At 67.0% G+C, this 25,088-nt stretch carries 26 protein-coding genes and 1 pseudogene; 14 read left to right on the top strand and 13 right to left on the bottom strand.

The window, feature by feature from the left end; translation table 11 throughout:
* Positions 1–103 precede the first annotated feature (103 nt).
* Both J2751_RS05910 and J2751_RS05905 read left to right on the top strand, forming a co-directional pair.
* Positions 104–1,246, top strand: a complete 1,143-nt coding sequence (locus tag J2751_RS05910; RefSeq protein WP_209484114.1) for an extracellular solute-binding protein — start codon at positions 104–106, stop codon at positions 1,244–1,246.
* Between the two features lie 110 nt (positions 1,247–1,356).
* Entirely contained in the window at positions 1,357–2,946 is a 1,590-nt protein-coding gene (locus J2751_RS05905) for an ABC transporter permease (RefSeq protein ID WP_209484112.1), read from the top strand.
* A gap of 38 nt (positions 2,947–2,984) precedes the next feature.
* Here the strand turns inward: J2751_RS05905 and J2751_RS05900 are convergent, their stop codons facing one another.
* Positions 2,985–3,494 carry a Tfx family DNA-binding protein gene (locus tag J2751_RS05900; RefSeq protein ID WP_209484110.1) on the bottom strand — a complete coding sequence of 170 codons (510 nt, stop codon included), beginning with the start codon at positions 3,492–3,494 and terminating at the stop codon, positions 2,985–2,987.
* Positions 3,495–3,651: 157 nt separating this feature from the next.
* Here J2751_RS05900 and J2751_RS05895 point away from each other — a divergent pair, with 157 nt between their 5' ends.
* On the top strand, positions 3,652–4,788 hold the full coding sequence (locus J2751_RS05895; protein WP_245202645.1) for a DNA cytosine methyltransferase: 1,137 nt from the start codon (positions 3,652–3,654) through the stop codon (positions 4,786–4,788).
* Positions 4,789–4,802: 14 nt separating this feature from the next.
* On the opposite strand, the gene J2751_RS05890 is transcribed toward J2751_RS05895, so the two are convergent.
* The 4 genes from J2751_RS05890 to J2751_RS05875 all read right to left on the bottom strand — a co-directional run bounded on the left by J2751_RS05890 (position 4,803) and on the right by J2751_RS05875 (position 7,315).
* Positions 4,803–5,615, bottom strand: coding sequence for a hypothetical protein (locus tag J2751_RS05890; RefSeq protein WP_209484106.1), 813 nt, complete (start codon positions 5,613–5,615; stop codon positions 4,803–4,805).
* Positions 5,616–5,723: 108 nt separating this feature from the next.
* Positions 5,724–6,218 (bottom strand): TRAM domain-containing protein, encoded by a 495-nt coding sequence (locus J2751_RS05885; RefSeq protein WP_209484104.1) that lies wholly within the window; start codon positions 6,216–6,218, stop codon positions 5,724–5,726.
* A gap of 143 nt (positions 6,219–6,361) precedes the next feature.
* Positions 6,362–6,709, bottom strand: coding sequence for a hypothetical protein (locus tag J2751_RS05880; protein ID WP_209484102.1), 348 nt, complete (start codon positions 6,707–6,709; stop codon positions 6,362–6,364).
* Positions 6,710–6,775: 66 nt separating this feature from the next.
* Positions 6,776–7,315, bottom strand: a complete 540-nt coding sequence (locus tag J2751_RS05875; protein ID WP_209484100.1) for a GNAT family N-acetyltransferase — start codon at positions 7,313–7,315, stop codon at positions 6,776–6,778.
* A gap of 945 nt (positions 7,316–8,260) precedes the next feature.
* Between J2751_RS05875 and J2751_RS05870 the strand changes: the two genes are divergently transcribed.
* Both J2751_RS05870 and J2751_RS05865 read left to right on the top strand, forming a co-directional pair.
* Positions 8,261–8,452: a hypothetical protein gene (locus tag J2751_RS05870; RefSeq protein ID WP_209484098.1), complete on the top strand. Its 192-nt coding sequence runs from the start codon at positions 8,261–8,263 to the stop codon at positions 8,450–8,452.
* A complete protein-coding gene (locus J2751_RS05865; protein WP_209484097.1) occupies positions 8,449–9,291 on the top strand; it encodes a BKACE family enzyme in 843 nt (280 codons plus the stop codon). Before J2751_RS05870 ends, J2751_RS05865 begins: the two co-directional genes overlap by 4 nt.
* A gap of 236 nt (positions 9,292–9,527) precedes the next feature.
* Here J2751_RS05865 and J2751_RS05860 read toward each other — a convergent pair whose 3' ends face one another.
* On the bottom strand, positions 9,528–11,402 hold the full coding sequence (locus tag J2751_RS05860; protein WP_209484095.1) for an acetyl-CoA carboxylase biotin carboxylase subunit: 1,875 nt from the start codon (positions 11,400–11,402) through the stop codon (positions 9,528–9,530).
* A 107-nt stretch (positions 11,403–11,509) separates the two neighbouring features.
* On the opposite strand from J2751_RS05860, the gene J2751_RS05855 reads away from it, so the two are divergent.
* The 6 genes from J2751_RS05855 (at position 11,510) to J2751_RS05830 (ending at position 16,747) form a co-directional block, all read left to right on the top strand.
* Complete coding sequence (locus J2751_RS05855; protein ID WP_209484093.1) at positions 11,510–11,914, top strand: hypothetical protein; 405 nt, start codon at positions 11,510–11,512, stop codon at positions 11,912–11,914.
* A gap of 69 nt (positions 11,915–11,983) precedes the next feature.
* Positions 11,984–13,084, top strand: coding sequence for an MBL fold metallo-hydrolase (locus J2751_RS05850; RefSeq protein WP_209484091.1), 1,101 nt, complete (start codon positions 11,984–11,986; stop codon positions 13,082–13,084).
* Positions 13,085–13,168: 84 nt separating this feature from the next.
* Positions 13,169–14,119, top strand: coding sequence for a DUF4129 domain-containing protein (locus J2751_RS05845; protein WP_209484089.1), 951 nt, complete (start codon positions 13,169–13,171; stop codon positions 14,117–14,119).
* Positions 14,119–14,754 carry a DUF7269 family protein gene (locus J2751_RS05840; protein WP_209484087.1) on the top strand — a complete coding sequence of 212 codons (636 nt, stop codon included), beginning with the start codon at positions 14,119–14,121 and terminating at the stop codon, positions 14,752–14,754. Before J2751_RS05845 ends, J2751_RS05840 begins: the two co-directional genes overlap by 1 nt.
* Positions 14,751–16,220, top strand: a complete 1,470-nt coding sequence (locus tag J2751_RS05835) for a DUF58 domain-containing protein (RefSeq protein WP_209484085.1) — start codon at positions 14,751–14,753, stop codon at positions 16,218–16,220. Before J2751_RS05840 ends, J2751_RS05835 begins: the two co-directional genes overlap by 4 nt.
* On the top strand, positions 16,217–16,747 hold the full coding sequence (locus tag J2751_RS05830) for a DUF7519 family protein (RefSeq protein WP_245202644.1): 531 nt from the start codon (positions 16,217–16,219) through the stop codon (positions 16,745–16,747). Before J2751_RS05835 ends, J2751_RS05830 begins: the two co-directional genes overlap by 4 nt.
* 43 nt (positions 16,748–16,790) lie before the next feature.
* Here J2751_RS05830 and J2751_RS05825 read toward each other — a convergent pair.
* Positions 16,791–17,072 (bottom strand): annotated as a pseudogene (locus tag J2751_RS05825) (DUF5822 domain-containing protein); the annotation flags it as partial.
* 154 nt (positions 17,073–17,226) lie between these two features.
* Here J2751_RS05825 and panB point away from each other — a divergent pair.
* The gene (gene panB / locus J2751_RS05820; protein ID WP_209484079.1) at positions 17,227–18,033 is read left to right on the top strand and encodes a 3-methyl-2-oxobutanoate hydroxymethyltransferase; all 807 of its coding nucleotides are present in this window, start codon (positions 17,227–17,229) and stop codon (positions 18,031–18,033) included.
* 42 nt (positions 18,034–18,075) lie between these two features.
* Here the strand turns inward: panB and J2751_RS05815 are convergent, their stop codons facing one another.
* The 4 genes from J2751_RS05815 to J2751_RS05800 all read right to left on the bottom strand — a co-directional run bounded on the left by J2751_RS05815 (position 18,076) and on the right by J2751_RS05800 (position 20,472).
* A complete protein-coding gene (locus J2751_RS05815) occupies positions 18,076–18,267 on the bottom strand; it encodes a hypothetical protein (RefSeq protein ID WP_209484077.1) in 192 nt (63 codons plus the stop codon).
* A 163-nt stretch (positions 18,268–18,430) separates the two neighbouring features.
* A complete protein-coding gene (gene rpl12p, locus J2751_RS05810; protein WP_209484075.1) occupies positions 18,431–18,775 on the bottom strand; it encodes a 50S ribosomal protein P1 in 345 nt (114 codons plus the stop codon).
* A gap of 18 nt (positions 18,776–18,793) precedes the next feature.
* Entirely contained in the window at positions 18,794–19,837 is a 1,044-nt protein-coding gene (locus J2751_RS05805; protein WP_209484073.1) for a 50S ribosomal protein L10, read from the bottom strand.
* Entirely contained in the window at positions 19,834–20,472 is a 639-nt protein-coding gene (locus J2751_RS05800) for a 50S ribosomal protein L1 (protein ID WP_209484071.1), read from the bottom strand. Before J2751_RS05800 ends, J2751_RS05805 begins: the two co-directional genes overlap by 4 nt.
* Before the next feature lie 292 nt (positions 20,473–20,764).
* On the opposite strand from J2751_RS05800, the gene J2751_RS05795 reads away from it, so the two are divergent.
* Positions 20,765–22,309, top strand: a complete 1,545-nt coding sequence (locus J2751_RS05795) for an acyl-CoA carboxylase subunit beta (RefSeq protein WP_209484069.1) — start codon at positions 20,765–20,767, stop codon at positions 22,307–22,309.
* A gap of 1 nt (position 22,310) precedes the next feature.
* Positions 22,311–22,658 (top strand): hypothetical protein, encoded by a 348-nt coding sequence (locus J2751_RS05790; protein WP_245202643.1) that lies wholly within the window; start codon positions 22,311–22,313, stop codon positions 22,656–22,658.
* A 24-nt stretch (positions 22,659–22,682) separates the two neighbouring features.
* On the opposite strand, the gene J2751_RS05785 is transcribed toward J2751_RS05790, so the two are convergent.
* Both J2751_RS05785 and J2751_RS05780 read right to left on the bottom strand, forming a co-directional pair.
* Complete coding sequence (locus tag J2751_RS05785) at positions 22,683–23,591, bottom strand: cellulosome anchor protein (RefSeq protein WP_209484067.1); 909 nt, start codon at positions 23,589–23,591, stop codon at positions 22,683–22,685.
* The gene (locus J2751_RS05780; RefSeq protein ID WP_209484066.1) at positions 23,588–25,087 is read right to left on the bottom strand and encodes a DUF7350 domain-containing protein; all 1,500 of its coding nucleotides are present in this window, start codon (positions 25,085–25,087) and stop codon (positions 23,588–23,590) included. The genes J2751_RS05785 and J2751_RS05780 overlap by 4 nt, the downstream gene beginning before the upstream one ends.
* Position 25,088: the final 1 nt, after the last annotated feature.

The raw sequence follows: 25,088 nt of genomic DNA, 5'->3' as shown, positions 1-25,088 counted from the left end.
ACGACACGAAACGTATTTGTTTCGAGTCCGACGAGCTGTGGGTGCGTGTTTTGGCCGGCCTAAATCGGAATCCTTATTACTTTTAGGTCGGCCTAAAACAAATATGGCAGACGACAACCGCCGTCCGCTCGCCTCGCTCGCTGACCGTCGATCGTTCCTTGGAACGGTCGGAGCTGCCGGAACGTTCGCACTCGCCGGCTGTGCCGGGTTCGGTGGTGGGGATGAAGACCCGTTCGACGACTACGGGCCGCAGGGCGCGGCGCTTGAACCCTCCGCCGTCTCGTGGGACGACCTCGGTGACCTCGAAGGTGAGCTTACGGTGTACTCCGGACGCACCCGCGACCAGATCGACCCGCTTTTTGACACTATCGAGCAGCGATACGACGACTTTACTATCGACAGCGACTTCGACGACAACTCCACACAGCTCAACAAGATCAATGAGGAGACGGCCGACACCCGCCCCGACTTGTTTTATACCCAGTCGTCAGGTGCGCTCGCCTCCCTCAAGCAGGACGACCTCGTCCGGACGCTCCCGGAGGACGTGATCGACGCGGTCGACGACAACTACAGTGACCCCGACGGAGAGTGGACCGGGGCCTCGGGGCGCGTGCGAGCGATCCAGTACAACACGAATCTGTGGGAGGGGGGTGCCGACGCGCTCCCGAACAATATCTTCGAGTACGCCGAGGACGAGCGGTTCCAAGGAATCATCTCTACGCGCCCGAACTCCGGCACATTCCGGTCGTTCATCGTCGCGATGATCGAAATGGAGGGCGAACAGGCCACTCGTGAGTGGGTCCGTGGAATGGTCGACGATCAGAACGCGGAACTGTATTCGAGCGGCTCCCAGCAGGCCGAGGAGGTGAACGCCGGCAACCAGACCGTCGGGCTCGGAAACCAGTACTACGCCGGCCGGATACTGGAGAACGATCCCGACGCACCCATCGACGTGGCGTTCACGGAGAACGATCCGGGCTGTCTGTTCAACGTCTCCGGTGTCGGGATCCTCGCCGACGCCGACAAGCCGAACCTCGCCGCGGAGTTCACCCGCCACGTTCTCGCCGCCGAAGGACAGGAGTTCTTCGTCGAGACGAACGGCGAGTACCCCGTTCTCGACGGTGTCGACTACGTCGGCGACCTCCCGACGCTCTCCGAGATCAACCCGCCCGAGTTCGATCTGAACGCCCTCGCGAACGTCGAGCAGGCCGTCGACCTGCTCCGCGAGGAGGGGATGACCGTTTAAAAGAGGGTCCTCCGATATAGTCGAGGACTGCCCCGGTTTCACTCGTCTCCGTAACGCACCCGCTTTCAGAAGCCGTATATCGCCGGAGACGAACCCCGATACGAGAAGTCGTGTTCGAGACACTTCACAACGGATCCACGAACGGGGGTGACGAGGATGACTACTCCTCGCTCGGCCTCCTCCTTTTGAGCGGCGCGATCGCCGCGCTCGTGACCTCGCCGTTGTTGTGGTTGCTTCTCCGCGCGTCGGAGGTCGCATCACCGGAGCGCGCCATCTCACTCGTGCTCTCGGCGCGAACCGCGGAAATCCTGTTCAACAGCGTCGGGCTAATGACGGCCGTCACCGCCCTCTCGGTCGTCATCGGTGTCCCGCTAGCGGTCGTCACAACGGGGACCGACCTCCCGTACGGCCGGTTCTGGACGATCGTCGCCGCGCTCCCCCTCGTGATACCGAGCTACATCGGCGCGTTCGCGTTCGTCCGAACGTTCGGTCGGGGCGGGGAAGTGAGCAGCGCGCTCGGGGTCCCGCTCCCCACCATCGACGGGTTCTGGGGGGCGGTGCTCGTCATCACGTTATACACCTATCCGTACGTGTTCCTCTCGACGCGTGCCGCCCTGCTCTCGCTGGACATGGCACTCGTTGAGGCGGCACGCAGCCTCAACGTCTCCCCCATCGCGGCGTATCGGCGCGTCGTCTTCCCACAGATCCGTCCCGCGATCGCCGCCGGGGCGCTGCTCGTCGCGCTGTACGCGATCTCCGATTTCGGCACCCCGGCGTTCATGCGCGTGAGCGTGTTCACCTACGAGATCTACGTCGAATCCGGCGCGTTCAACGTCGAGTACGCCGCGCTGCTCTCCTTACAGCTGTTGGCCGTCACCGCGGTCATCCTCCTGATCGAGGCCCGCGTGGGTCGCGACGAGGGGTCCTCGGGTGGCGGACGGACCGCCCGGATCCGACTCGGCCGCTGGAAGTGGCCCGCGATGGGGGTGATCGGGACGATCGGGGTCGTTACGCTGGTCGTTCCCGTCGCGATCTTCGGCGTCTGGGCGCTTCGCGGTCCGGCGGGCGGTGTCCCCTCCCTCTCCTTCGAGTTCGGGTTCGCGCTCAACTCCGTCTTCCTTGCGACGATGGCAGCAGCGGCCGCCTGCCTGCTCGCGATCCCCGTCGCGTACCACTCCGCCCGGTCCGACTCCCGGCTCTCCCGACTGTTCGAGCGCGCGACGTACGTCGGGTTCGCCGTCCCCGGCGTCGTCATCGGGCTCGCGTTGGTCTTCTTCGGCTCGAACTACGCGCCGTGGGCCTACCGGACGATCCCCCTCCTCGTGTTCGCGTACGTCGTCCGATTCCTCCCGCAGGTCGTCGGAACCACCCGTTCGGCGGTGTTACAGGTCGACGACCGTCTCGTCGAGGCGGCGCGCACGCTGAACGCGGGCCGGTTCGAGACGTTCCGGAAGGTGACGCTCCCGCTGATCCTCCCTGGCGTCGTCGCCGGCGGGGTCCTCGTCTTTCTGACGACGATGAAGGAACTGCCGGCGACGCTCATGCTACAGCCCAGCGGGATCGACACGCTCGTGACGATCGTCTGGGCCGCTCACGAGACGCTGTACTACCAGTACGCGGCGGTGCCGGCGCTCATCCTCGTGGTGGTTTCCGCGCTCTCGATGGTCGTACTTCTCAGACAGGAGTCCGGGCTGGGATGAGATGCTCGAACCGGTGAGAACGCGTCGAGGGACCCCGGTCAGGGTTGTCGAACCCGAATCGTCCCGTCCGCCGCAACCGTGACGAACAGCCGTTTCCGTACCTCCCGACCGTGGACCGCGTCGGCCGCGCGGTCGCCAATCGTCTTCATCAGGTCCGGAGCCGTCTGGTTCACCTTCACGCCCGCCTCGTCGCAGGCGTCGTACACCCGTTTCGGGGCGTCGTACAGGTCAGTTCCCTCGGGGATCTCCACACGAACTGGCGAGGAGAGCGCCTCGGCGAACGCGACGGTCTCCTTCGCGCGCTCAACGTTGTCGCGCGCGCTCGCCTCGACGCTGGAGACGTTCGCGCGGGAGGTGCCGAGTCGGTCCGCGATGTCGGCCTGTCGGAGCCCCCGCTCGCGCAGGGCGAGGACCTCCGCCTGTCTGTCGGTGAGCACGCTCGCGTCGGCGTCGAACCCGGCACGCTCCAGTAGCTCCGCGGCGTCGACGTCGTCCCCGGCGGCGCCGTCCGCGGTGACTCCCTCCGACCCGTCGTCGTTCACGACCATACGACACCGACGGGACGGCCGGTGAAAAAACGGCGGTTTCGTGGGGTCGTGTGTGGGGACGAAGTCCGGAGTCGGTCGATTTCGAAACGACGACCGATCGAACCCGATCCGGCGATTGATGGACAGATTGATTACTTTCTCTCCAGTCATATCCTGTATGACCGAAGACGGGGTCACGCCCAAAGCGGTCGGCCTGTTCGTCGGCTGTGGCGGGCTCGACGCCGGGTTCGCGGCCGCCGGATTCGACGTCGTGCTCGCGTGTGACCACTGGGACCCCGCCGCCGAGACCTACCGAGCGAACTTCCCGGAGACGAGGTTCATGAACCGGGACGTTCGGGAGCTGTCGGAGGCGGACGTGATCGACGAGCTCGCGGAGACGGGCCACACCCCTGACGACATCGACGTGGTCATCGGCGGCCCTCCGTGTCAAGGGTTCAGTCGGCTCAACAACGAGCAGATCGAGCTCGACGAGATGGAGAAGGACGGGCGGAACACGCTGTTCGAGGAGTTCCTGCGCGTCGTGGACTACCTCCAGCCCGACCTCGTGCTCATGGAGAACGTGCGTGACCTGATCAACCGGGAGACCAGCGACGGCCGGCTGGTCAAGGACCTGATCGTCGAGGAGTTCAACGAGCACGGCTACGCCTGCGAGTACGCGGTGTTGGAGGCACAGAACTACGGCGTGCCACAGAAGCGAAAGCGCATCTTCTTTTTGGGGACGAACAGGAACGTGCCGATCCGGTTTCCGACCCAGAGCCACGACGAGCCGAACTGGGCCACGGCCGGGGAGGCGCTGGACGGCGTGACCGACGACCTTCCTAACATGCGGTATCCGAACACGAGAGAGAAGACGCTCGAAAAGATACGCCACGTCCCGCCGGGCGGCTACTACCGGGATCTGCCGGACCGGCTGAAGACGAAGAAGTACACGTGCGAGTGTGAGGACACCGACGAGTGTCCACACGAACCGGAGATCGTCAAACGCTACGGGACGTATCTTCGGCGACTCGACCCCGATGAGCCGTCGCTGACCGTCAGCAACAACCCGTTCATCCACCCCGAGGAGGACCGGTACATCACGCCGAGAGAGAAGGCCCGTCTCCAGACGTTCCCGGACGAGTTCGAGTTCATGGGCACCAAAACGGACGTCGAACAGCAGATCGGAAACGCGGTCCCGGTGGAGTTAGCCCGAACGATCGCCGAACGACTGCTGGAGTACTACCCGGACATATCGGACGCCGACGAGCGGGAGGTCGAGACGTGGACGCAGTCCACGATCACTGAACTGAGCTGATCGAACCGAACCGATCACCCGAAGGTGACTCGATAGACGGTTTTAATACGCGGTTTTCGCGTGCTCCCGGCGTACTGCCCGTACATGTCGATACGGAAGGCGCTCTCACCGTCCACGTCGAAAAATATCGAGGTGTTGTTCGACTCCTTGGTGTATATTTCCAAGCTCCCCTCCCCGTCCTTGAACTTTCGAAGCGGGGCCCGGTCCATGGACGCGAACCCGTAGAAGTTCCCGGCCGCGGTGACTTTACACGCGACAGTGTTCGACTCGAGTCGAACGTCACGCAGCAGGTTCGCTCGGAGCGTCGCCTCGTCGCGGTCGCGGAACTCGGTGAACTTTTTCGCGAAGATGGGAATGATCTGACTCGCCATCTCAGAACTCGATATCGCTTCGTCGACGAACTGGGCGGTAACGGACCCATACGTGGCGTACTCTTCCTCGTCGAAGAGCTCGTCGAGGGGGCGTTCGAAGATGTCCTCGGCCATCTTCGAGGCGAGCGTGTTTCGAACGTTGATCGCCGTGTCGGAGGTGAGTTTCAGCGAGTACCCCTTCGACTCGCCGTTTGCGCCTTCGACCACGACGTCGACGTCGTCGTCGGGGTCCGGCTTCTTCGCGTCTCCTTCCTCAAACGCGGCGACGATCTCGAACGGGGTGTGCTCCCGGATGAACGAGACGGCCTTCTCGCTGCCGATCCGAACCCGCTCCCGCGAGTCGGCATCGAGATACTCCAGCTGTTCTCGCGTGTCCGGCTGCGCGTCGCGTCCGTTCAGGAGGTCACGAGTGAGTTTCTCGTGTGACTTGCCCAACCGCTCGGGATTCGATGGCACACCAGTACCCGAACGGCTTCGAGTATATGACTGTTGTCATACGAATAGTCTGGGAGGGCGTCGGGACGACCGTCCACGCGCGTCGACTATCGGATCGCCGATCGGCCCCTACTTGCCCCAGAAGTTCTCTCGACTGCCCAACCGCTCGCGGTCCGTCCGGCTCGGCCCGTCCGACTCCGCCTCGCGGTCGTCGTCGGAGTCGCCATCGGCCTCGCCGTCGGCGTCAGCGTCGGCGGATCCCTCGCCGTCGCCGTCCTCCTCGGAGTCCTCCGGGAGTCGTTCGACGACGTCTTGGGCGGTGGCATGGCTGGATTTCACGCGGTGGATTCGGACCTCGGCGCGGGCGGGCGGGAGCAACCCGTCGACGAGCACGATGAACCCGTCGTCGGTGCGGCCCACGCCGGCCCCGCTCTCGTGGATGTCGTCGACTTCAACGACCACCTCCTCGCCGGGCTGGACCGGCTGCTGTTTGAGTTCGTATATCGGCATGTCGTAGTGGTTACACCACTCGGCACCCCCCTTGTTGCCGTAGTGTTGACACCCCATCCCCTCGATCCGTTCGTCGAAACTGGGGCAATCGTCGGCGAGTGGACAGTCCGCCATACCGTAGGGAAACCGGCCGGCGTTGTAAACGTTTCCGACTCACCACGGCGAACCGGACGAAACGCCCGTTTCAGACGGGTGAACGACCGTAGTATCGGAACCGCATCGGTCTCGACGCGGGCGTCCGGCGGCCTCGCCCCCGCCTAGAGGAACTCGCGGACCTCCGAGTACCACATGTCGTGGTGATCGATCGCGCCGACCGCGTCGGCGACGTCGACCGCGATGGCGTGCCAGCACCGGTCGCTCGGGTCGTCGTCGTCGAGGTTGTACGTCGCGTCCGCGCAGTCACAGCCGCCGTCCTCGACGACGTACTCCTCGGCGTGGCCGACGACGACGGTGAAATCGCGGTAGCGCTTGACCCGACCCTCGCCCACGGCCTCGATCGCACGCTTCCCGCGGTCGCCGTGCTCGTCGACGATCCCGGCGGCGATCGGCCCGGTCAGCTCCCCCGTCTCGGAGAGTGCCCTACGCCAGTCGTCGACCGACTCCATAGCGCTCCGTTCTCGGGCAGCCGGTTAAACACCGTCGGTCGGCAGGGTCGGCCTGGCACAGCCGGGTCAGCGTCCCCCGTTGTCCCACTCGGATTCGAGCACGCCGTACCAGTGGACGTCCCAGTACTGCCCGTCGACGAACGCCGCCTCGCGGTTCGTCCCCTCGTGAACGTAGCCGAGCGACTCGAGCAGCGTCCGCGAGGCGTCATTGAACGCGAACACGCGGGCGGCAATCCGGTGGAGACCACGCTGCCGAAAGCCGTAGGTCGTCAGGAGTCCAGCGGCCTCCCGGCCGTGGCCCTGCTGCCGAAATTCTTCGGCTATCCAGTAGCCGAGCTCCATAGCGTCCGCCTCGTCCGGGTTCGGTGAGAGCCCGACCGTCCCTGCCGGGGCACCATCGACGGTGACAAGGAGATGGACGCCGTCGCCGTCACAGACGACATCCTCGAAGAACTCCTGCTCTTGTTGCTTGTTGACCGGGTCCGACGACCCGATGGCCCGCCAGACGGAAGGGTCGTTGATCTGCTCCTGGAGGAACTCGAGGTCCTCCTCCTCGATCGTTGTGAGCGCGATCTCGTCGCCGTCGAGGAACACTGGTCCGGGCATTGGCCGTGATCGGGTGGCAGTATATAAATAGATTCAGTCGGTGTGTAATGAATACACATACAGACCTGATAGCGTCTATCGAGAACACAATCGGCTGTAGACACCGCCGGACACAATTATAAGGCTCTGTTGAAATCCTATCTGTCAGACATATTCACGTCTGAAACAACTGGTCACTGAAAGCTGCCTGTTGAGTGATAGCGGGAATGGGTATGGCAGTACGGATGATCGGTTGTTTATAAGTTGGATTGGAGTGTTGCTGGCGGCTGTTTATAAATCGCAGATGACCCTGCGGTGAGGACTTCCAAAGCCCCAGCCGGGAGGGCGGCGCACGCTCGCTGCGCTCCTCACTCGGTCGCGACTGCTCCCTCGTTGCGGTGCTTACGTCGCCTGCGCCGCCCTCCCGGCTGCCCCTTTGAATCCCACCCGCACAGCAACCGCACCTCACGCCTCCCCAACCTCGCGGTTCGCGCTTCCAGCGCTCACCGCGTCCCTCGCGGACTCCTCACGGCCTCGCTGCGCTCGGCCGCTCGGAGGCACGCCACCGCATGAGTCCTTTATAAACGATCGTCGCCGCCGCTCACCCCGCTTTTAAATACGATCTCGTCGCCAGCGATCTGCTATACTCACTCCCGATATCGATCACTGGGCAATCTGTACTGACCGCACCGGGAGGATACATATCACTTTTTGAGGATTTCAACAGAGCCAGTTATAAATATTGCGGCAACCGTCGTGGCTCTGTATATAAACGGCGCGGCAACCGCCGCGTTTCAATTTGTAAAAAACGTCTAGTCGTGATCGACCGCGCTCACTCCAGGACGACGAGCACGTCACCCATGTCGACACTGTCGCTCTCGCCGACGTGGCCGACGACGACCGGACTGATCCGGTCTAACAGTTCCATCGCGTGGTTTCAAGCGTCTCGCTCGCGTGAATCAGGGCATGACCGACCAGTGTCCACATCTCGAGTATCGCGAGACCGGCGACGGCCACACGTTCGACGTTGCCCGCGCGTTCTGTACCGTGACCGGGTCGTTCGTCCAACCGATGCGTGCCGATGTCTGTAACGCCCGGTACGATCTCGACCCGGAGACGGACTGCGAGTTCTACGTCGATCCCGGGGCGAACGAATGACGTACGACGAGTATCTCGATGGAAAGCCGACGATCATCACCGCCGCGCTCACGGGCGGCGTCCACGGGAAGGAGGCCCATCCCGACTTGCCGGAGACGCCGTCGGAGATCGCGGACGCTGCGGCCGCCTGCGAGGCGGCGGGCGCGAGCGTGGTCCACCTCCACGCGCGCCGCGAGAACGGCGAACGAGCGTTCTCGACCGAGCGGTTTCAGGCGGTGACCGACGCCGTCCGCGCGGCCACCGACGGCGTCATCATCCAGCATTCGACCGGTGGAACCGCTGCCCCTGACGACCTGCGTCACGAACCGCTGCGGACCGATCCGGCTCCGGAGATGGCGTCGCTCGACATGGGACCGGTGAACCGCTACGATAGGCTCACGTCCGAGAACACCCGCGATCTGGTTTCCTCCCTCCACGCGGAGATGCGGGAGCGGTCGATCAAACCCGAACTGGAACTGTTTAACGACGGGCACCTCAACGAGGCGCTCGCCGTGATCGACGAGTTCGACGAGCCGCCGTACGTGAACCTCCTGTTCGGCGGCGGGACGACGTCGCCTCCGCATCCGCGAAACCTGATCAATCGAGTCGAGGGGCTCCCCGACGGCGTCGAGTTCAACGTGATCGGGTTCGGCCCGCACCAACTGCCGATGACGACGCAGTCGCTGCTGTTGGGCGGGCACGTTCGCGTCGGCCTGGAGGACAACCGGTATTACGAGCGGGGCGAACTGGCGACGAACGAGCAGTTAGTGGCGCGAGCGGCGCGACTCTCGAAGGAGTTGGGTCGGCCGGTCGCGACGCCCGCGGAGACGCGGGAGACGTTGGGGTTGCGTGGCCGATAACGGGCCTTGGCGGAGTTCACCGTCGGCCTGATACCGACTGTTTATAAACGAGCGGCTGGGTTTTTGGAGGTCGTCACTGACGATCCGTCGCCAACCACGTATAAACGAATCAACCGGGATCTGGACGCATTCCGTACCCGATCGATTACTTATAAACCGCCGCCAGTAACCTCGCTCGTCCACTTATAAAATCACTCCACCGTGTTGCGAGACCTACTCCCGCTATCGATCACGGCTCACTCGAGGACGACGAGCGCGTCGCCCATGTCGACGCTGTCGCCCTCGGCGACGTGGACGCTCGCCACGGTGCCGCCGCGCTCGGCGACCACGTCGTTCTCCATCTTCATCGCTTCGAGGACACAGACCACGTCGCCGGCAGCGACCTCGTCGCCCTCGCTCACGTCGACCGAGAGGATCGTCCCCTGCATCTCCGCTTCGATGGCTTCCCCGCCCTCGGCGACGTCGACGCCCGCGGACCCGCCGTCGTCTCCACTTTCCGTGGCCTGCGGCGGTCGCTGCTGGCGGCCGCCGGAACCGCCCTCGGGGGTCGGAACCGCGGGTGCGCCGCGCTCCTCCAAGTCGACCTCGAACCGCTTGCCGTTCACCTCGACGGTGAACTCGCGTTCGGTGACTTCCTCGTCGGCGTCCGCCGCCGTGGACGACTCGGTTCCCCAGCGCTCCTGCGCGTCGGCGATCCGGTCGGGGTCGACCTCTTCGTCGAGGTATTTGGTCGTATGCGTCCCGTCGACGAACCGCTCGTCGTCGAGCATGAGCCGGTGGAAGGGAACGATGGTGACGACGCCCTCCAGGTCGTACTCCGCGAGCGCGCGTTTCGAGCGCGCGAGACACTCCTCGCGATCCGACCCCCACACGATCAGCTTCGCGATCATCGAGTCGTAGTCGGTGACGAGCGTGTCGCCCTGTCGGAGCGCGTCGTCGACGCGGACGCCGATCCCGCCCGGCGGGTCGTACGTCTCCAGACTCCCCTCGTTGGCGGGCTGGAACTCCTCGGCGGCGTTCTCGGCGTTGATCCGGAACTCGATCGCGTGACCCTCCAGCTTGATGTCCGACTGGTCGATCGAGAGTCCCTCGCCGCTCGCGACCCGGAGCTGTTCCTTGACGATGTCGATGCCGGTCAGCTCCTCCGTGACGGTGTGTTCGACTTGGATCCGCGTGTTGACTTCGAGGAAGTAGAAGGGCGTGTCGGGGCCGAGCGGCTCCGACGGATCGCGGTCGGGGTCCTCCTCGACGAGGAACTCGACGGTCCCCGCGTTGGTGTAGTCGGCGGCGGCGACGCCCCGGCGGGCCGCCTCACCGATCCGCTCCCGTAGCTCGTCGGAGAGCGCCGGCGACGGCCCCTCCTCGATCACTTTCTGGTGGCGGCGCTGGAGCGAGCAGTCGCGCTCGCCGAGGTGGATCACGTCGCTCTCGCCGTCCGGGCCAACGCCCTCCTCGCCCTCGTCGGCGACGATCTGGATCTCGACGTGACGCGGGGTTTCGAGGTACCGTTCGAGATAGACCGAGTCGTTCGAGAAGTACGCCTCTCCCTCGCGTTTAGCGGATTCGAGTTGGGCCGCCGCCTCCTCGGCCGACTCGACGATCTTCATCCCGCGGCCGCCGCCGCCGCCCTCGGCTTTGATCGCGACGGGGTAGCCGTGCTCCTCGCCGAACTCGTGGACGGCCTCGACGTCGGCAACCGGCTCCGTCGTTCCCGGAACGATGGGGACGTCGGCGGCGTCCATCGCGCGGCGAGCGTGGGTCTTCTCACCGAGTCGTTCCATCGCGTCGCTCGTCGGGCCGATCCACGTGATCCCGTCGGCGGACTCGACCCGGGCGGCGAACGCCGCGTTCTCCGCGAGGAAGCCGTATCCCGGATGGATCGCGTCGGCGTCGGCCGCGCGCGCGGCGTCGACGACCGCCTCGCCGTCGAGGTACGAGTCGGCCGCGCGGGCCGGGCCGACGTTGTACGCCTCGTCTGCGTATCGAACGTGACCGCCGTGTTTGTCCGCATCGCTGTAGACGGCGACCGTGTCGATCCCCAGTTCCTCGCAGGCGCGCATCACCCGCACCGCGATCTCGCCCCGGTTGGCGACTAGGACCTTGTCGAACATTCCTGTACGTTCCTTCTAACAAAGGCTACCTGATTCTGTCGGTCCGGGACGGCGTCGACCGGTACGTCCCGGGACGATTAAGTCGATTCCGAGCACCACGAACGCGTATGCTCTACGCAGGGAACCCGTACGTGTTGCCGTCGACGATCGCCGGGGCGATCGCCTACCTCGGCGCAACGATACTGACGGAGGCCTCGCTGCTCGTCCGCCTCGGCGTCCTCGTCGGTATCGTCGGTGTCGTCCCGATCGTGTTGAACCGGGTTCGTGGCGTCCTCGTCGAGTCGACCGCGTCCGACGGCGCGGAGGCGGTGGAGGAGGCGGAAACGGATGCGGAGGCAATGGAGAGGGCGGAAACGGGTGAGACGGAGACAATGGAGAGGGCGGAAACGGGTGAGACGGAGACAATGGAGAGGTCGGAAACGGGTGAGACAGAGACAATGGAGAGGTCGGAAACGGGTGAGACGGAGACAATGGAGGACGTGGACGCGAAACCGGACCGTTCGGGCTCGTAGTGGGTACTGCGAGTCCGAACCGCCACAACGGGTAGCAACCCTCAAAAGGCCTCCCGACTATCCACGGCCGTGAAACGGATACAGCTCGGAAACACCGTCTTCGAGGGCGAGAACGACGTCTATCTGATCGAGACCGACGCCACCGTGCTCGTCGACACTGGGGTCGCCATTCCCGAGACGCGCGAGGAACTCCGGGAGGGACTCGCGGCCCACGGCGTCGCGTTTGCCGACGTCGACGCGATCTTTCTCACTCACTGGCACCCCGATCACGCCGGACTCGCCGGCGAGATACAGGCCGCGGGCGACGCGGACGTGTTCGTCCACGAGGCTGACGCGTCGCTGGTCGACGGGAGCGAGCCGCACTTCGCCGAGGACCCGGACGCACAGCGGCGGGTCTTCGACCGATGGGGAATGCCCGAGCCGGCTCGCGACCGCCTCCGGGAGTTCTACGGGACGGTCGGGACCGGGCTCCGCGGGCGGGACGCGACGGTCACGACGTTCGGAGACGGCGAGACGTTCGAGGCCGGCGGACTGTCGCTGGAGGCGGTTCACCTCCCCGGGCACACCGCCGGGCTCTCCGCGTTCGCGTTCGACCCCGGGACGCTTCCGGGCCACGACCCGGTCGACCGAAGGGAACGGGGCGAAAGCGCGGAACCGACCGCGAGTCCGGGCCGGGGGACGAACCCGGAGGCGTTCACCGGAGACGCCCTGCTACCGCGCTACACCCCGAACGTGGGCGGGGCGGACGTGCGTGTCGAGGACCCGCTCGGGAAGTACGCCGACAGCCTCGCGCGGATCGTCGAACGCGACTGGGGCGCGGCCCATCCGGGCCACCGCGAGCGGATCGACGAGCCGAGCCGGCGCGCGGCGGAGATCCTCGCCCACCACCGCCACCGAACCCGTCGCGTGCTCGACGTGCTCGCGGACGGGCCGGCCACCGCATGGGAGGTCTCGGCGGCGCTGTTCGGGGATCTGGAGGCGATCCACGTCCTCCACGGGCCGGGCGAGGCTTCAGCACACCTCGACCATCTGGTGGCGGCCGGCGTCGTCGAACGCGACGGAACCGCCTATCGACTCGTCGAACCGCTCGACGACGCGGCGGTCGGGGTCGACGCGCTGTTCCCGACGACTCCCTTGGACGACGAGGTCGCCGCTTCCGCGGAGGACTGACCACCCGGCCGGGAGCCAGAGGACCGGGGTGCGTGCCGGTCCGCTCGCCGAAAAGTATACCCACCGGAGCCCGTATCTACCGGCGTGAAACGGGAGACCCTCGTCGCAGTCCTCCTCGCCCTCCTCGCGGTCGTCGCCCTCGGCGTCGCGGCGGCGACGCTCGACACCGCGGTCACCGTCGACGGCGGCGGGTTCGGCGGCGGCGAGGCCGGGAGCGCGGGACCGGGCGAGACCGCCGACACCCCGTCACCCACGGCGAGTCCCGGCGGTGAGACCGAACTCGACATTCCGGAGCTGTGTTACGAGTTCTTGTGGGAGCCGCCCGCCCTGTTGGTCTTCGGACTCGCTCTCCTCGGAGTCGGCTCGCTGGCGTATCGTGACACCGGATCCCTCGTCGCTGGGACGGCCGTCGCCGCCCTCGTCGGCTTCCCGATCGGGCTCCTCATGTATCTGTTGTCGCTGTGTGAGCCGCTAGAGCTCGGTGAACGGACCGATGTCGGGCTCGGCGGCGAGGGGAACGGCACCCTTCCCGGGAGCGGGGGTGGAGACGGCGGGCTCGGCTCCGGCTCCGGCACCGTCTCGACGCCGGAGGCACTGTTCGTCGCGATCGTTGTCGTCGCGATACTCGCCAGCCTCCTCGTGTTGCTTGCGGCGTCCGGCGACGACGAGACCACGGTGGGGGACGATGAGAGCACCCCCGACGAGCCGGAGTCCGCGGAGCCCGATCTCGCCGCGGTCGCGCGGACGGCTGGGGAGGCGGCCGACCGGATCGAGTCGGAGAGCGCCGAAAACGAGGTGTATCGGGCGTGGCGGGAGATGACGGAGGTACTCGACGTCGACCGTCCGGCGTCGTCGACGCCGGCGGAGTTTGCGGCGGCCGCCGTCGACGCCGGCGTCGACGAGGAGTCGGTCACGCAGCTCACGGCCGTCTTCGAACGGGTGCGGTACGGCGGCGAGGACCCGACCGACGACCGGGAGCGGCGCGCGGTCGAGGCGCTCCGCCGGATCGAGGAGGCACATGGGGGTGACCGGTAGTGCGGCCGCTCGCCGGTATCGGCGTCGTCGCCGTCGTCGCGGGGTTCCTCGTCGCCGTCGAGACGACCCTCGCGAGCACGCTGAGTCTCTCCGCGTTCGTCATCACGCTCGTCGGGGTGTTGGGCGTTCTGCAGGGCCTCCGATACGCGAACGAGAGACGGGGCCGCGACCGAAAGACGATGAACACGGGCGAGCCTGAGCGGCGCGAACCGGCGACGGTCCCCGGCGTGGAACTCGACGACGACATCGTGCGTGCCGCGAACCGCCAGTACCGCAGCCGCGGACGGGCCGGGAGGAACACGCAGGAACGGGTCCGGGAACGCGTACAGGAGGTAGTCGTCCGCGCGGTCGCTCGGGAGCGGAACGGATCGGTCGACCGGGCGGCGGAACTCGTCGAGCGTGGCGAGTGGACCGACGATCCGGCCGCCGCGGCGTTCCTCTCGCCGACGACCGCCTATCCGCTCGCCGATCGACTTCGTGGGGGAACGTTCGGACGACCCACCTACCTCACGGGCGTGAGAGCTGCCGTCGAGGAGGCTACTGCGCTCGACGAGTCGAACGGCACCGCTACCGAGGGAACGACGACCGTCGACGGCGCGGATGGAACCCCGATCACGGAGGGGATCGACCGGTGACCACGGCCGTCGGATCCGGAGGGGGGGACACGGTCGACGGCGACGGTGACGACACGGCCGAGGGCGGCGCTGGCGACACGGCCGAGGGCGGCGCTGACGACGCGGGGACCGAACGGGATCCGCTGCGTGCGTTCGACACGGGTCGCTGGGTGGGCGTCACCGGGCTCGCAATCGCGCTCGTCGGGATCGGCGTCGTCCTCAGACAGCCCGGGACGGTGCTCGTCGGTGCGGCGGGCGTCGGGTACAGCGTGTACGCTCGCATCGGCGAGGCCGAGGAGGCGACGCTCGCCGTCTCGCGGGCGGTGAGCGACCGGACGCCGGAGCCGGGCGACGAACTGACCGTCACGGTGCGCGCACGGAACACCGGGGACGAGCCGTGTCTCGACCTCCGGCTGGTCGACGGCGTGCCGCCGGGTCTCGAGGTGATCGACGGACCCGCCCGCGTCGCGACCGCGCTCCGGCCGGGCACGGACGTGCGTCTGGAGTACACGGTTCGGGCGAGTCGCGGCGAGCACGAGTGGGAGACGATGACCGCGATAACCCGGAACCCGTCCGGCTCGCGGGAGCGGACGACCGATATAACGACGCCGACGCGGATCGCGTGTACGCCGGAGCTCTCTGCCGGCAGCGACCTCCCGCTTCGGGACTTGACGACGATGTCGAACGGCCGCGTGGCGACGGACGTTGGGGGATCCGGCGTCGAGTTCTACGCCACCCGCGAGTATCGACGCGGCGATCCGCTCAAACGAGTGGACTGGAACCGGCGGGCTCGGACGGGGGAGTTGGCGACGCTCGACCTCCGCGAGGAGCGCGCGGCAACGGTGATCCTGTTGATCGACGCCCGAACGGAGGCGTACGTCGCGCCCACGCGGGACGCCGACACGGCGGTCGAGGCGAGCGTCGAGGCGGCCGGGCAGGCGTTCACCGCGCTGCTCGCCGCCGGCGACCGCGTGGGGATCGCGGTCGTCGGCCCGCGTGACTGCTGGTTACCGCCCGGAACCGGGACCGAACACACGGTTCGCGGACGGGAGACGCTGGCGACGGACCCCGCGCTCGCGCCGACGCCACCGGAGGACAGCTTCTACCGGTCGCTGTGGTTTCGACGGTTCCAGCGTCGGATACCGGGTAACGCGCAGGTGTTGCTGTTCAGCCCGCTGGCGGATGAGTATCCCGCAGCGCTCGCGCGACGACTGGACGCGTACGGCCACCTCGTCACGGTGCTCTCTCCGGACGCCACCGTCGCGACCGGGGGGCGCGGAGCCGGTTCGGGATCGGGGACGAGCGGACCCGGATCGGAGACGACCGAGCCGAGCGCGGAGACGACCGAACCGGGCCGACTGCTCGTCGCGCTCGAACGGCGGGAGCGGCTGCGTGACCTCCGAAAGGCGGGGATACGCGTGATGGAGTGGGACGACAGATCGTTCCCGGTCGCCGTCGCGAACGCGAACACACGGTGGTCACGATGAGCACGGTCGGCGATCAGGGGGCGGACGCGGGCGGGTCCGAACGAGACACGCGACCGCCGGTGTCCGCGGTCGTGACGAGCCTCGGGGCCGCAGCCCTCGCAGCGTTGGCGGGGACCCTCGCCGCGCCGATCGGCGGGGGCGTCGTCGCGCTCTCGCTCGTCGCCTTCGCTGCGGGGTCGCTGACCGGCTCCGCCCGCGTCCTCTCGTGGGGCGCGGGCATCGGCGTCGTCGGCATCGCGGTCGCCGCGGGACTTGGTGGGGCCGTGGAACCACTCCTCGTCGCGGCCATCGCGCTGGCGGTCGCGTGGGACGTCGGAGACCACGGTCTCTCCGTCGGCGAGCACGTCGGACGCGAGGCCCGGACCCGGCAAAACGTCGCTGTCCACGCCGGCTCCTCCCTCCTCGTCGGCACGCTCTCTGCCGCCGTCGTGTACGGATCGTACCTCGCTGCGGCCGGCGGCCAGCCGGTCACCGCGGTCGCGCTGCTCCTGTTTGGAGCCGTCGTGTTGGCGTCGGCGTTCCGGTGATCACCTCGGACGCGTCACCGAAGTTGCCCTCGTCCGTCCGTCACTCGGTTCTATCGTTCCCGCCCTCGTCGGTCGCCTCCGCATCGGCCCTCCCGCTCCTCTCGGCACGTTTCGCGTAGAGCGCGGTCCCGACCGCGGTGAGAAACCAGATGGGTGCGCCGACGCGGATCGCGAAGGCCGCGCGCGCCCCCCACGTGTCGAGCGTGACGAACGTCGAGAGCACTGCAACGACGGGGGCTCCGACGAGGATGGTGACGACGAACGTCGTCTGCATTACCCAGCCGTAGTCGACACCCTCGATCTCGGCCGACTCGACGGGTTGCACGCCCGACTCTCCGTGACGAACGAACAAATCGGTGGCGGTCCGTGGTCGAACCCCGTGTCGGGAGTCGATTCCACCGGCCTCCGGAGCGGTTCGGCGTCGGATCCCGCTTCCGGGTCCCGGCGATTTTAACCGGTCGGGCGACCAGTTCGGATCGATGACCACGACGCGGGGACTCCGGGACCGCGAGGAACCGATCACGATGCTCACCGCTTACGACGCGCCCACCGCCGAGGTCGTCGACGAGGCCGGGATCGACGTCGTCCTCGTCGGCGACAGCATGGGCAACGCCGCGCTCGGCTACGACTCGACGCTCCCGGTGACGATGGCGGATGTCCGCTCCCGGACCGCAGCCGTCGCCCGCGGCGTCGACGACGCCCTCGTCGTCGCCGACATGCCGTTCCTCTCGTTCGGGGTCGAGGAGGCGGAGTCCGTCCGGAACGCCGGCGAGTTCTTAAAAGAGGCCGACGCCGACGCCGTCAAGATCGAGAGCGGTCCGCACACAATAGAAACCACCCGCCGGATGACGGACGTCGGCATCCCGGTGATGGCCCACCTCGGACTCACGCCACAACACGTCAACCGCCTCGGCGGCTACTCCCGTCAGGGGACCGATCAGGACGCCGCCGAGGAGATCCTCGAATTGGCCCGAGACCACGAGGAGGCGGGCGCGTTCTCGCTCGTGTTAGAGCACGTCCCGGCGAACCTCGCGGCGGCGGTCACCGACGCCCTCTCGATCCCCACCATCGGGATCGGTGCGGGCCCCGACACCGACGGACAGGTGCTCGTGATCAACGACGTTGTGGGACTGGGAGAGTGGTCGCCACCGTTCTCGAAGCGATTCGGGGACGTCCGCGGTGAGATGCAGCGTGCGGTTGGGGAGTATAAAGAAGCCGTCGAGGACGGGACGTTCCCCGCCGAGGAGCATTCTCACGTCGAAGACGATCTGGAAGAGCTCTACTGAGTACGCGTTCCCCGCCTTCGTCGCAAGCCCCGCGCGTCTTGCTCACCCGCCGAGATGGGTGATGTCCCGTCTGAGCGAGTAGCCCTTCGGGACGCCGACCGCGCCCAGACAGTCCTCACACAACACCCGTTCGTAATCCCGGTTCGTCTCCTTTTCGAGCAGTGATACCGACTCCAGCGGGAACACCGATTCACACCGGGCACACTCAGCCTTGTCGCCGTCGACGATCTTCATCTATCGATCGACGCTTCCGCGGTGACGTATAAAAACTCGCGGACGGAGTTATCACTGACCGAGAAACGGCGGTCATAAAAACACGGACCGTGTGGGGCGGTTCGCCCCGTCGCCGTCCCGGTTCCGGGACGTCGTGTGAGTCGGACGGGAGCCAGCGGGCGTCTCAGCCGAAGAGTTCGCCGAGACCCTCGCCGCCGTCGTCGTCGTCTTCCTCCTCTTCGGCCGCCTCGGCCTCGTCCGCCTCGTCATCGTCGTCGCCGTCGTCGGCGTCAGCGTCGCTGCCGCCGTCGTCGGCGCTACCGGCGGCCGCGCCCGCGCCCGCAGCGGGCGCAGCAGCGGCCGTATCGATGGCTTCCTCGATGTCGACGTCCTCCAGCGCGGCGACGAGCGCCTTGACGCGGGATTCCTCGACGTCGACGCCGGCGGCTTCCAGCACGCCGGTGATGTTCTCTTCGTTGATCTCTTCGCCAGTCTCGTTCAGGATGAGCGCAGCGTAAACGTATTCCATTGGTGTGTCCTCGTAGTGTTATCCGAACATCGCGCCGAGACCGTCGCCGCCGTCGTCGCCGTCGTCATCGTCGGCGTCGTCGTCGGCCGCCCCAGCGTCGTCCGTGTCCGCAGTATCTTCGTCGGTCTGTTCGTCCTCGTCGGCGTCGTCCGTCTCCGGAGCCGGAGCGGCTTCGACGCCCTGTAGCTCCTCGGGAAGCGCCTCCTCGTCGTCGATCTGTGCCGCGAGCGAGCGGAGCTGGGCGTCGGCCTTCCCGATGAGGTCGGGCACGACGTCCGGGCTCTCGATCTCGGCGAACAGCCCGACCGACTTCGCCTCGCCGGACGCCTTCGCGAGAAGGGTGCCGGCGGTGGCGGCCGTCGGGTAGGCGGCGTTGACCGAGAGGTTGCGCGCGGCGGCCGCGGCGGACTGGACGTCCGCGCGGTACTCGTCGACGTCGATCGCGAGCTCGTCCGGCTCGAACAGGACGCCGTCGGAGTAGACGCCCTTCAGGTCGAGCCCGACTTCCTTCGGCTCGATGCCGAGCTCGGCCAGGACGTTCGCGAGGTCCTCGTCGACGACCTCGCCCTCGTCGAGGACGGCCGAGTCCTCGGTGACTTTGATCGAGCCGTCCATGATGCGCGCGGCCGCGCCGACCGTCTGGAGCTCGCCGACGAACGGACCCGGGTCGACGCCGGTGTCACCCTCGGGGATGACGACGTCGTTCGGGGCCACCTCGCCCGCGTTGATCGGGGCGGGGGTTTTCGAGGCTTCCAGCTGCTTGAAGAGGCCGAAGGGGTTGTCGTTGGTGCCGATGAGCGCCACCTGCCCCTCGACGTACTGGGTCAGCTCTTCGACGCCCTCGTTCACCGCTTCGAGCGCGCGGACGGTGAGCGTGTTGCGGCTCATCCGGACGTCCGCGGAGCCGTGTAGCTCGCGGCGCATGGCCTGGAGCTGTCGGCTCGGAATGCCCGCGACGCCGACGATCCCGACGGAGTTGAACGACTCGACGAACTCCACGAGTTCGTCGACTTCGTCCTGCTTCCACTGCGGGATCGTCTCGGTCTTTCGAACGGAGCTCATACGGGCACCTCCTTCGCGGGACCCATCGTGGTCTTCACGTAGATCCCGTCGATGTTGAGCGGGCCCTTCTCGAGGTCGGCCTCGAGACGGCGGATGATGACGTCGATGTTGTCCGAGATGTCGTCGGCACCCATGTCCTCCGCGCCGACGCGCGTGTGGAAGGTACGCCGATCACGAGATCGGAGCTGCACCGTGTTCTTCATCCGATTAACTGTCTCGACGATGTCATCGTCCGGCTGTAGTGGGGTCGGCATCTTCCCGCGCGGACCGAGGACGGTACCGAGGTACCGACCGATGTCCTGCATCAGATTGGCTTCGGCGACGAAGAAGTCGGTGTCGTCGGCCAAATCCTTTGCGCGGTCGTCGTCGTCTCCGAGGTCCTCGAGGTCGTCGCTGTCGAGAACGTCGTCCGCCACTTCGGCGGCGCGGACGGCGGTTTCGCCCTCCGCGAAGACGACGATGCGTGTCTCCTGTCCGGTTCCAGCCGGCAGCACGATAGACTCGTCGACTCGATTCGACGGATCGTTGAGGTCGAGGTCTCGCAGGTTGATCGCGATGTCCACCGTCTCGCGGAAGTTCCGCTCGGGGGCGTCATCGAGTGCGAGGGTTACGGCCTCTTGTATTGTGTCTGCCATTTTCACCTCCGTAGTACGCAGGTCGCTCCTACGGGTCAGTGAAACAGGCGAAGCCTGTCTCATCGGAGAGTGGTCCATCAGCCGTTTAAAAGCGTCGAACCCACCTTGTCCGTGTCAACCGGGGACAGGGGCTCTACGGGTAACGGACGGGGATCGAGTGTGACGGAGCGCGGCACGCAGCGGTACCGGCGGAGTTCGACGATCGTCGAATCCAGTAACGTCGTATAGGGGAACCCTTTTGACCGCGCTTTCCGATCCACCGAACAATGATTCAGGGTGGTCCGGCGTGACGATGGAGGACCGCATCGAGGACCTTCGGGAACGCCGCGAACGGGCCGCGAAGGGCGGTGGCGAGGACCGGATCGAGTCCCAACACGAGAAGGGGAAGATGACCGCGCGCGAGCGCATCGATTACTTCCTCGACGACGGGACGTTCCACGAGTTCGACCGGTTCCGCACCCATCGGAACCACACGTTCGGGATGGAGGAACAGCAGATCCCGGGCGACGGCGTCGTCACCGGCTACGGCGAGGTGAACGGCCGCAAGACGTTCGTCTTCGCCCACGACTTCACCGTTTTCGGCGGCTCGCTGGGCGAGGTGTTCGCCGAGAAGGTGTGTAAGGTGATGGATAAGGCGATGGACGTGGGCGCGCCCGTCGTCGGCCTCAACGACTCCGCCGGCGCACGCATTCAGGAGGGCGTCGGGGCCCTCGGCGGCTTCGCGGAGATCTTCCGGCGCAACACGGAGGCCTCCGGCGTGATCCCACAGATCTCGGCGATCATGGGCCCCTGTGCTGGCGGCGCGGTGTACTCCCCGGCGATCACGGACTTCACGTTCATGGTCAAGGACACCTCGCACATGTTCATCACCGGGCCGGACGTCATCGAGACGGTCACCGGCGAGGAGGTGAGCTTCGAGGAACTCGGCGGTGCGGTTACCCACACGTCGACCTCCGGCGTCGCGCACTTCGCCGAGGAGAGCGAGGAGGCGGCGCTGGATAACATCGCCCGCTTACTCTCGTATCTCCCCGCGAACAACGTGGAGGATCCCCCGCGCGTCGAACCGTGGGACGACCCCGACCGGGAGGACGACGATCTCGCCGACATCGTCCCGAACGCGCCCCGCAAGCCGTACGACATGCACGCGGTGATCGAGGGCGTCGTCGACGAGGGGTCCTTCTTCGAGGTGCAAGAGAACTTCGCGAAGAACGTCGTCGTCGGCTTCGGACGGCTCGACGGCCACTCGATCGGTGTCGTCGCCAACAACCCCCGGGTGAACGCGGGCACGCTCGACATCGAGTCGAGCCAGAAGGGCGCGCGGTTCGTCCGCTTCTGTGACGCCTTTAATATCCCCATTCTCACCTTCGAGGACGTGCCCGGCTTCATGCCCGGCACGGACCAAGAGCACGGCGGGATCATCCGCCACGGCGCGAAGCTGCTGTACGCGTTCTCGGAGGCGACCGTCCCGCTCCTCACCGTCATCACCCGAAAGGCGTACGGCGGTGCCTACTGCGTGATGTCGTCGAAACACATCGGCGGCGACGTGAACTACGCGTGGCCGACCGCCGAGATCGCTGTGATGGGGCCGAAAGGGGCGGTGAACGTCCTCTACCGCGAGGAGTTGGCCGAGGCCGCCGATCCCGACGCCCGCCGACAGGAGCTCATCGACGAGTACCGCGACGAGTTCGCGAACCCCTACACCGCCGCGGACCGCGGGTTCATCGACGACGTCATCGAGCCGGCCGAGACCCGGGCTCGCCTCATCGACGACCTGACGATGCTGAAGGGGAAACGTTCGGACAAACCCGATAAGAAACACGGTAACATCCCGATCTGAGATGGGAGCGGATACACCGGAACCGGAGGCGACGGAGCCCGAAGCGGTGGACTCGTCCCCGGCCGCATCCGGGATCGATCCTCCCGATCTCGATCCCACCGACCTCGACCTCCCGGACGACGCGGCCGACGACGAGGCGGCCGCCATCGTCGTCGCCGTCGCCGCCCACCTCCGTGACCGGGAGGCGGCCGCGGCCGCCGCGGCGGCGTCGGAGGACGAGCCCGAATGGACCGGCACGCGGTGGGCGTTCGCCGGCCGGCTGGAGTCGGTTCGGGGGCGTCGCGGGCGGGTCCCGGAGGGAGCCCCGACCGATCCGTGGGCTGCTGCCGGGCGAAGCGATCGGTTCTGAGCCCCCGCGATCGGCGGCCGATCCTTACTCTCCCGCTCGACGGCGGAGCCCGAACGCCGCCAACAGAACGCCGAGAACGACCGCGCCGAGCGGCGCGGGCACGTCGTCATCGGCTTCGTCTCCGGCCGCCTCCGCTGCGGTCGGGTCGTCCGTCGCTCCGTTGGCGTCGCCCGATCCGCCGTCCGCCTCGTCGGTCGCGCTCGCCCCCTCGTTGCTATCGGATCCCTCATCTACCCCCTCGTTCGCTTCCTCCTCGTCGACGTCGGCGAAGGGGTCGTCCACGAACGCCGGTTCGACGACGTCGCCGCCGCCGTCGACGTGGAACTCGGCGGGCAGCACAGCGATCTCCTGTGATTCCCGGCTGCGGGTCGGGTATACGCCTGCTCGTTCGGCCGTGAGCTGCGCGCTCGCCGCGTCGGCGTCCTCGCTCACCTCGACGGTCACCCGAGCGACGGTCGCCGCCCCGATGACGCCGAACTCGGGGGTGGCGAGTGACTGTTCGAACAGCGCCGCACCGTTCTCGTCGGCGTACACGATCCGCTCGCGGACCTCCGTGTCCGACTGTCCCTCGCCGATCCGATCGCCGTCCGGCGCGTTCTCGAACCAGCTACCGGGCTCGATACGAGTCACGGAGAGGTACTCGGTCGGATAGTCGAGGTGGAGCTCGACGTCCGCGATCCCGCTACCGAAGGGATCCCCGTGGCTTCGGAGCGTCACGTCCACGTCGACGGTGTCGCCGGGTTCGACCGACGCCTCGTCGGGCTCGAACCCGACCACGGCGGTGTTGTCGCCGGCCGACGCGCCGCCCGCACCCAGCGCGATCCCGAAGACGGCGGCGAGCAGCGCGAACAGGGCGAGAGCCGACGCGAGCCGAACTCGCCGCCCCTCCTCGGCGGACCCGCTCTCACGACTGCCTCCGCCCCGGTCGGTCATGGGAGTTCGATCGTGTACGAGACCGTGCCTGGCTCGTTGAACGCCGTCTCGTAGCCGGCGTGTCTGGAGACGTTTGGGATCGTCTCGACGGTCACCGACAGCTCGTCGCCCGTTTCGAGCTCGTCAAGAGCCGTTCCGTAGTGATAGCCGACCTCGTGATCGAGGGTGTCCCGGAGCGACCCCTCGGCGACGACCTCGCCGTCGCGTTCGACGGCGTAGTCGAGCGCCATCATCGGGAGCATCAGGCGGTTGTACGGCGTCCGCGGCGACACCGCAAGATAGAACGCGTCGTCGTCGACGAACCGGGATCCGCGGTCGAGTACCGTTGCGGGATACACCGCATCCGCGAGGGCCGGCTCCCCGAGGAGGCTCCCCGGCAGGTCGTCCGGGAGCGGGACCTCGCCCTCGTCAGGTCCCCGGCGGTACGTGCCGAACCGGTGGTGTCCCTCGCCGACCGACCACCGCTCCTCCCCGCGGTGATCGTGGGCGTCCCCGTGGCCGTGGTCGTCATCGCCGTGACCTCCGTGGTCGTCGTCGCCGTGACCTCCGTGGTCGTCGTCGCCGTGACCTCCGTGGTCGTCGTCGCCGTGACCTCCGTGGTCGTCGTCGCCGTGTTCGCCGTGTTCGCCATCCCCGTGGTCGCCGTGGCTTCCGGCCATGTGGTTCGCGAGCGCGCCGTGTCTCCCCCAGTGTTCCTCGTCCAGGTAGTGGATCCCGCCGACGACCTCGTCGCGGAACTCCCCGTCGAACTCGAACGTGAACGATCCGCGGCCGGCCTCGTCGAACCGACCGGCGAACTCTCCCGTGAGGCGGGCGTCGATGCTCCCGACCCGGACCTCGATCTCGTAGGTTCCGTCCTCGCCGAGCGGGACGTTGTCGCCGACGTGAAACCCCATCTCCTGAGAGATCATCGGCCACGGGGCGTGTGGCGTCTTCGACTCGCCCTCCAGTCCGACGTTCAGCTCCAGCCCCGTTTCGGCCGGCAGGACCGCTCCCGTTTCCGGATCGCGGACGGCCACCATGAGGTGGACGTCGTCGCTCCCGCTCGGTTCCGCCGCCTCGACCTCGCGGCCCGTCACGTTCCAGAACCGATGGGGGTACGTCACCATCGGCTCCACCTCGAACTCGCCCGCCTCGATCGGGTCGAGGTGACGCATCGCCTCGAAGTGGGTCGGAATATACGTCGCGTCCGGCGGATCGTCGACCGAGGGAAGCGCAGGGGCCCCGCCCTCGTCGGACTCGTCCTCTCCGGTGGCGTCGTCATCGCCGTCGTCGTCAGCGTCGCCGCCGTCGTCCTCCGGATCACCGTCCTCGTCCGCACAGCCGGCGAGGGCAGCGGTTCCGAGAGCGACGCCGCCGAGGATCGTCCGCCGGCTCATGGGTCCGCCTTCGACCATCCCGCGTGGATCGGCATCGGTTCGGTTGTTTGGGGACGTATCGGTTCGGTCGTTCGGGGACGTATCGGTTCCGTCGTCGTCGGTGCGTTGATTCGTCATG

The sequence above is a fragment of the Halorubrum alkaliphilum genome, from assembly GCF_017873815.1.
GTDB lineage: Archaea > Halobacteriota > Halobacteria > Halobacteriales > Haloferacaceae > Halorubrum > Halorubrum alkaliphilum.
This window is presented reverse-complemented; position numbering and strand designations above follow the sequence as displayed.

Bases quoted from the DNA above. Each gene is read 5' to 3' on its own strand.
- J2751_RS05910 (WP_209484114.1), top strand. From the start codon at position 104: ATGGCAGACGACAACCGCCGTCCGCTCGCCTCGCTCGCTGACCGTCGA.
- J2751_RS05900 (WP_209484110.1), bottom strand. From the start codon at position 3,494: ATGGTCGTGAACGACGACGGGTCGGAGGGAGTCACCGCGGACGGCGCC.
- J2751_RS05895 (WP_245202645.1), top strand. From the start codon at position 3,652: ATGACCGAAGACGGGGTCACGCCCAAAGCGGTCGGCCTGTTCGTCGGC.
- J2751_RS05885 (WP_209484104.1), bottom strand. From the start codon at position 6,218: ATGGCGGACTGTCCACTCGCCGACGATTGCCCCAGTTTCGACGAACGG.
- J2751_RS05880 (WP_209484102.1), bottom strand. From the start codon at position 6,709: ATGGAGTCGGTCGACGACTGGCGTAGGGCACTCTCCGAGACGGGGGAG.
- J2751_RS05875 (WP_209484100.1), bottom strand. From the start codon at position 7,315: ATGCCCGGACCAGTGTTCCTCGACGGCGACGAGATCGCGCTCACAACG.
- J2751_RS05870 (WP_209484098.1), top strand. From the start codon at position 8,261: ATGACCGACCAGTGTCCACATCTCGAGTATCGCGAGACCGGCGACGGC.
- J2751_RS05865 (WP_209484097.1), top strand. From the start codon at position 8,449: ATGACGTACGACGAGTATCTCGATGGAAAGCCGACGATCATCACCGCC.
- J2751_RS05860 (WP_209484095.1), bottom strand. From the start codon at position 11,402: ATGTTCGACAAGGTCCTAGTCGCCAACCGGGGCGAGATCGCGGTGCGG.
- J2751_RS05855 (WP_209484093.1), top strand. From the start codon at position 11,510: ATGCTCTACGCAGGGAACCCGTACGTGTTGCCGTCGACGATCGCCGGG.
- J2751_RS05830 (WP_245202644.1), top strand. From the start codon at position 16,217: ATGAGCACGGTCGGCGATCAGGGGGCGGACGCGGGCGGGTCCGAACGA.
- panB (WP_209484079.1), top strand. From the start codon at position 17,227: ATGACCACGACGCGGGGACTCCGGGACCGCGAGGAACCGATCACGATG.
- J2751_RS05815 (WP_209484077.1), bottom strand. From the start codon at position 18,267: ATGAAGATCGTCGACGGCGACAAGGCTGAGTGTGCCCGGTGTGAATCG.
- rpl12p (WP_209484075.1), bottom strand. From the start codon at position 18,775: ATGGAATACGTTTACGCTGCGCTCATCCTGAACGAGACTGGCGAAGAG.
- J2751_RS05805 (WP_209484073.1), bottom strand. From the start codon at position 19,837: ATGAGCTCCGTTCGAAAGACCGAGACGATCCCGCAGTGGAAGCAGGAC.
- J2751_RS05800 (WP_209484071.1), bottom strand. From the start codon at position 20,472: ATGGCAGACACAATACAAGAGGCCGTAACCCTCGCACTCGATGACGCC.
- J2751_RS05795 (WP_209484069.1), top strand. From the start codon at position 20,765: ATGGAGGACCGCATCGAGGACCTTCGGGAACGCCGCGAACGGGCCGCG.
- J2751_RS05790 (WP_245202643.1), top strand. From the start codon at position 22,311: ATGGGAGCGGATACACCGGAACCGGAGGCGACGGAGCCCGAAGCGGTG.
- J2751_RS05785 (WP_209484067.1), bottom strand. From the start codon at position 23,591: ATGACCGACCGGGGCGGAGGCAGTCGTGAGAGCGGGTCCGCCGAGGAG.
- J2751_RS05780 (WP_209484066.1), bottom strand. From the start codon at position 25,087: ATGACGAATCAACGCACCGACGACGACGGAACCGATACGTCCCCGAAC.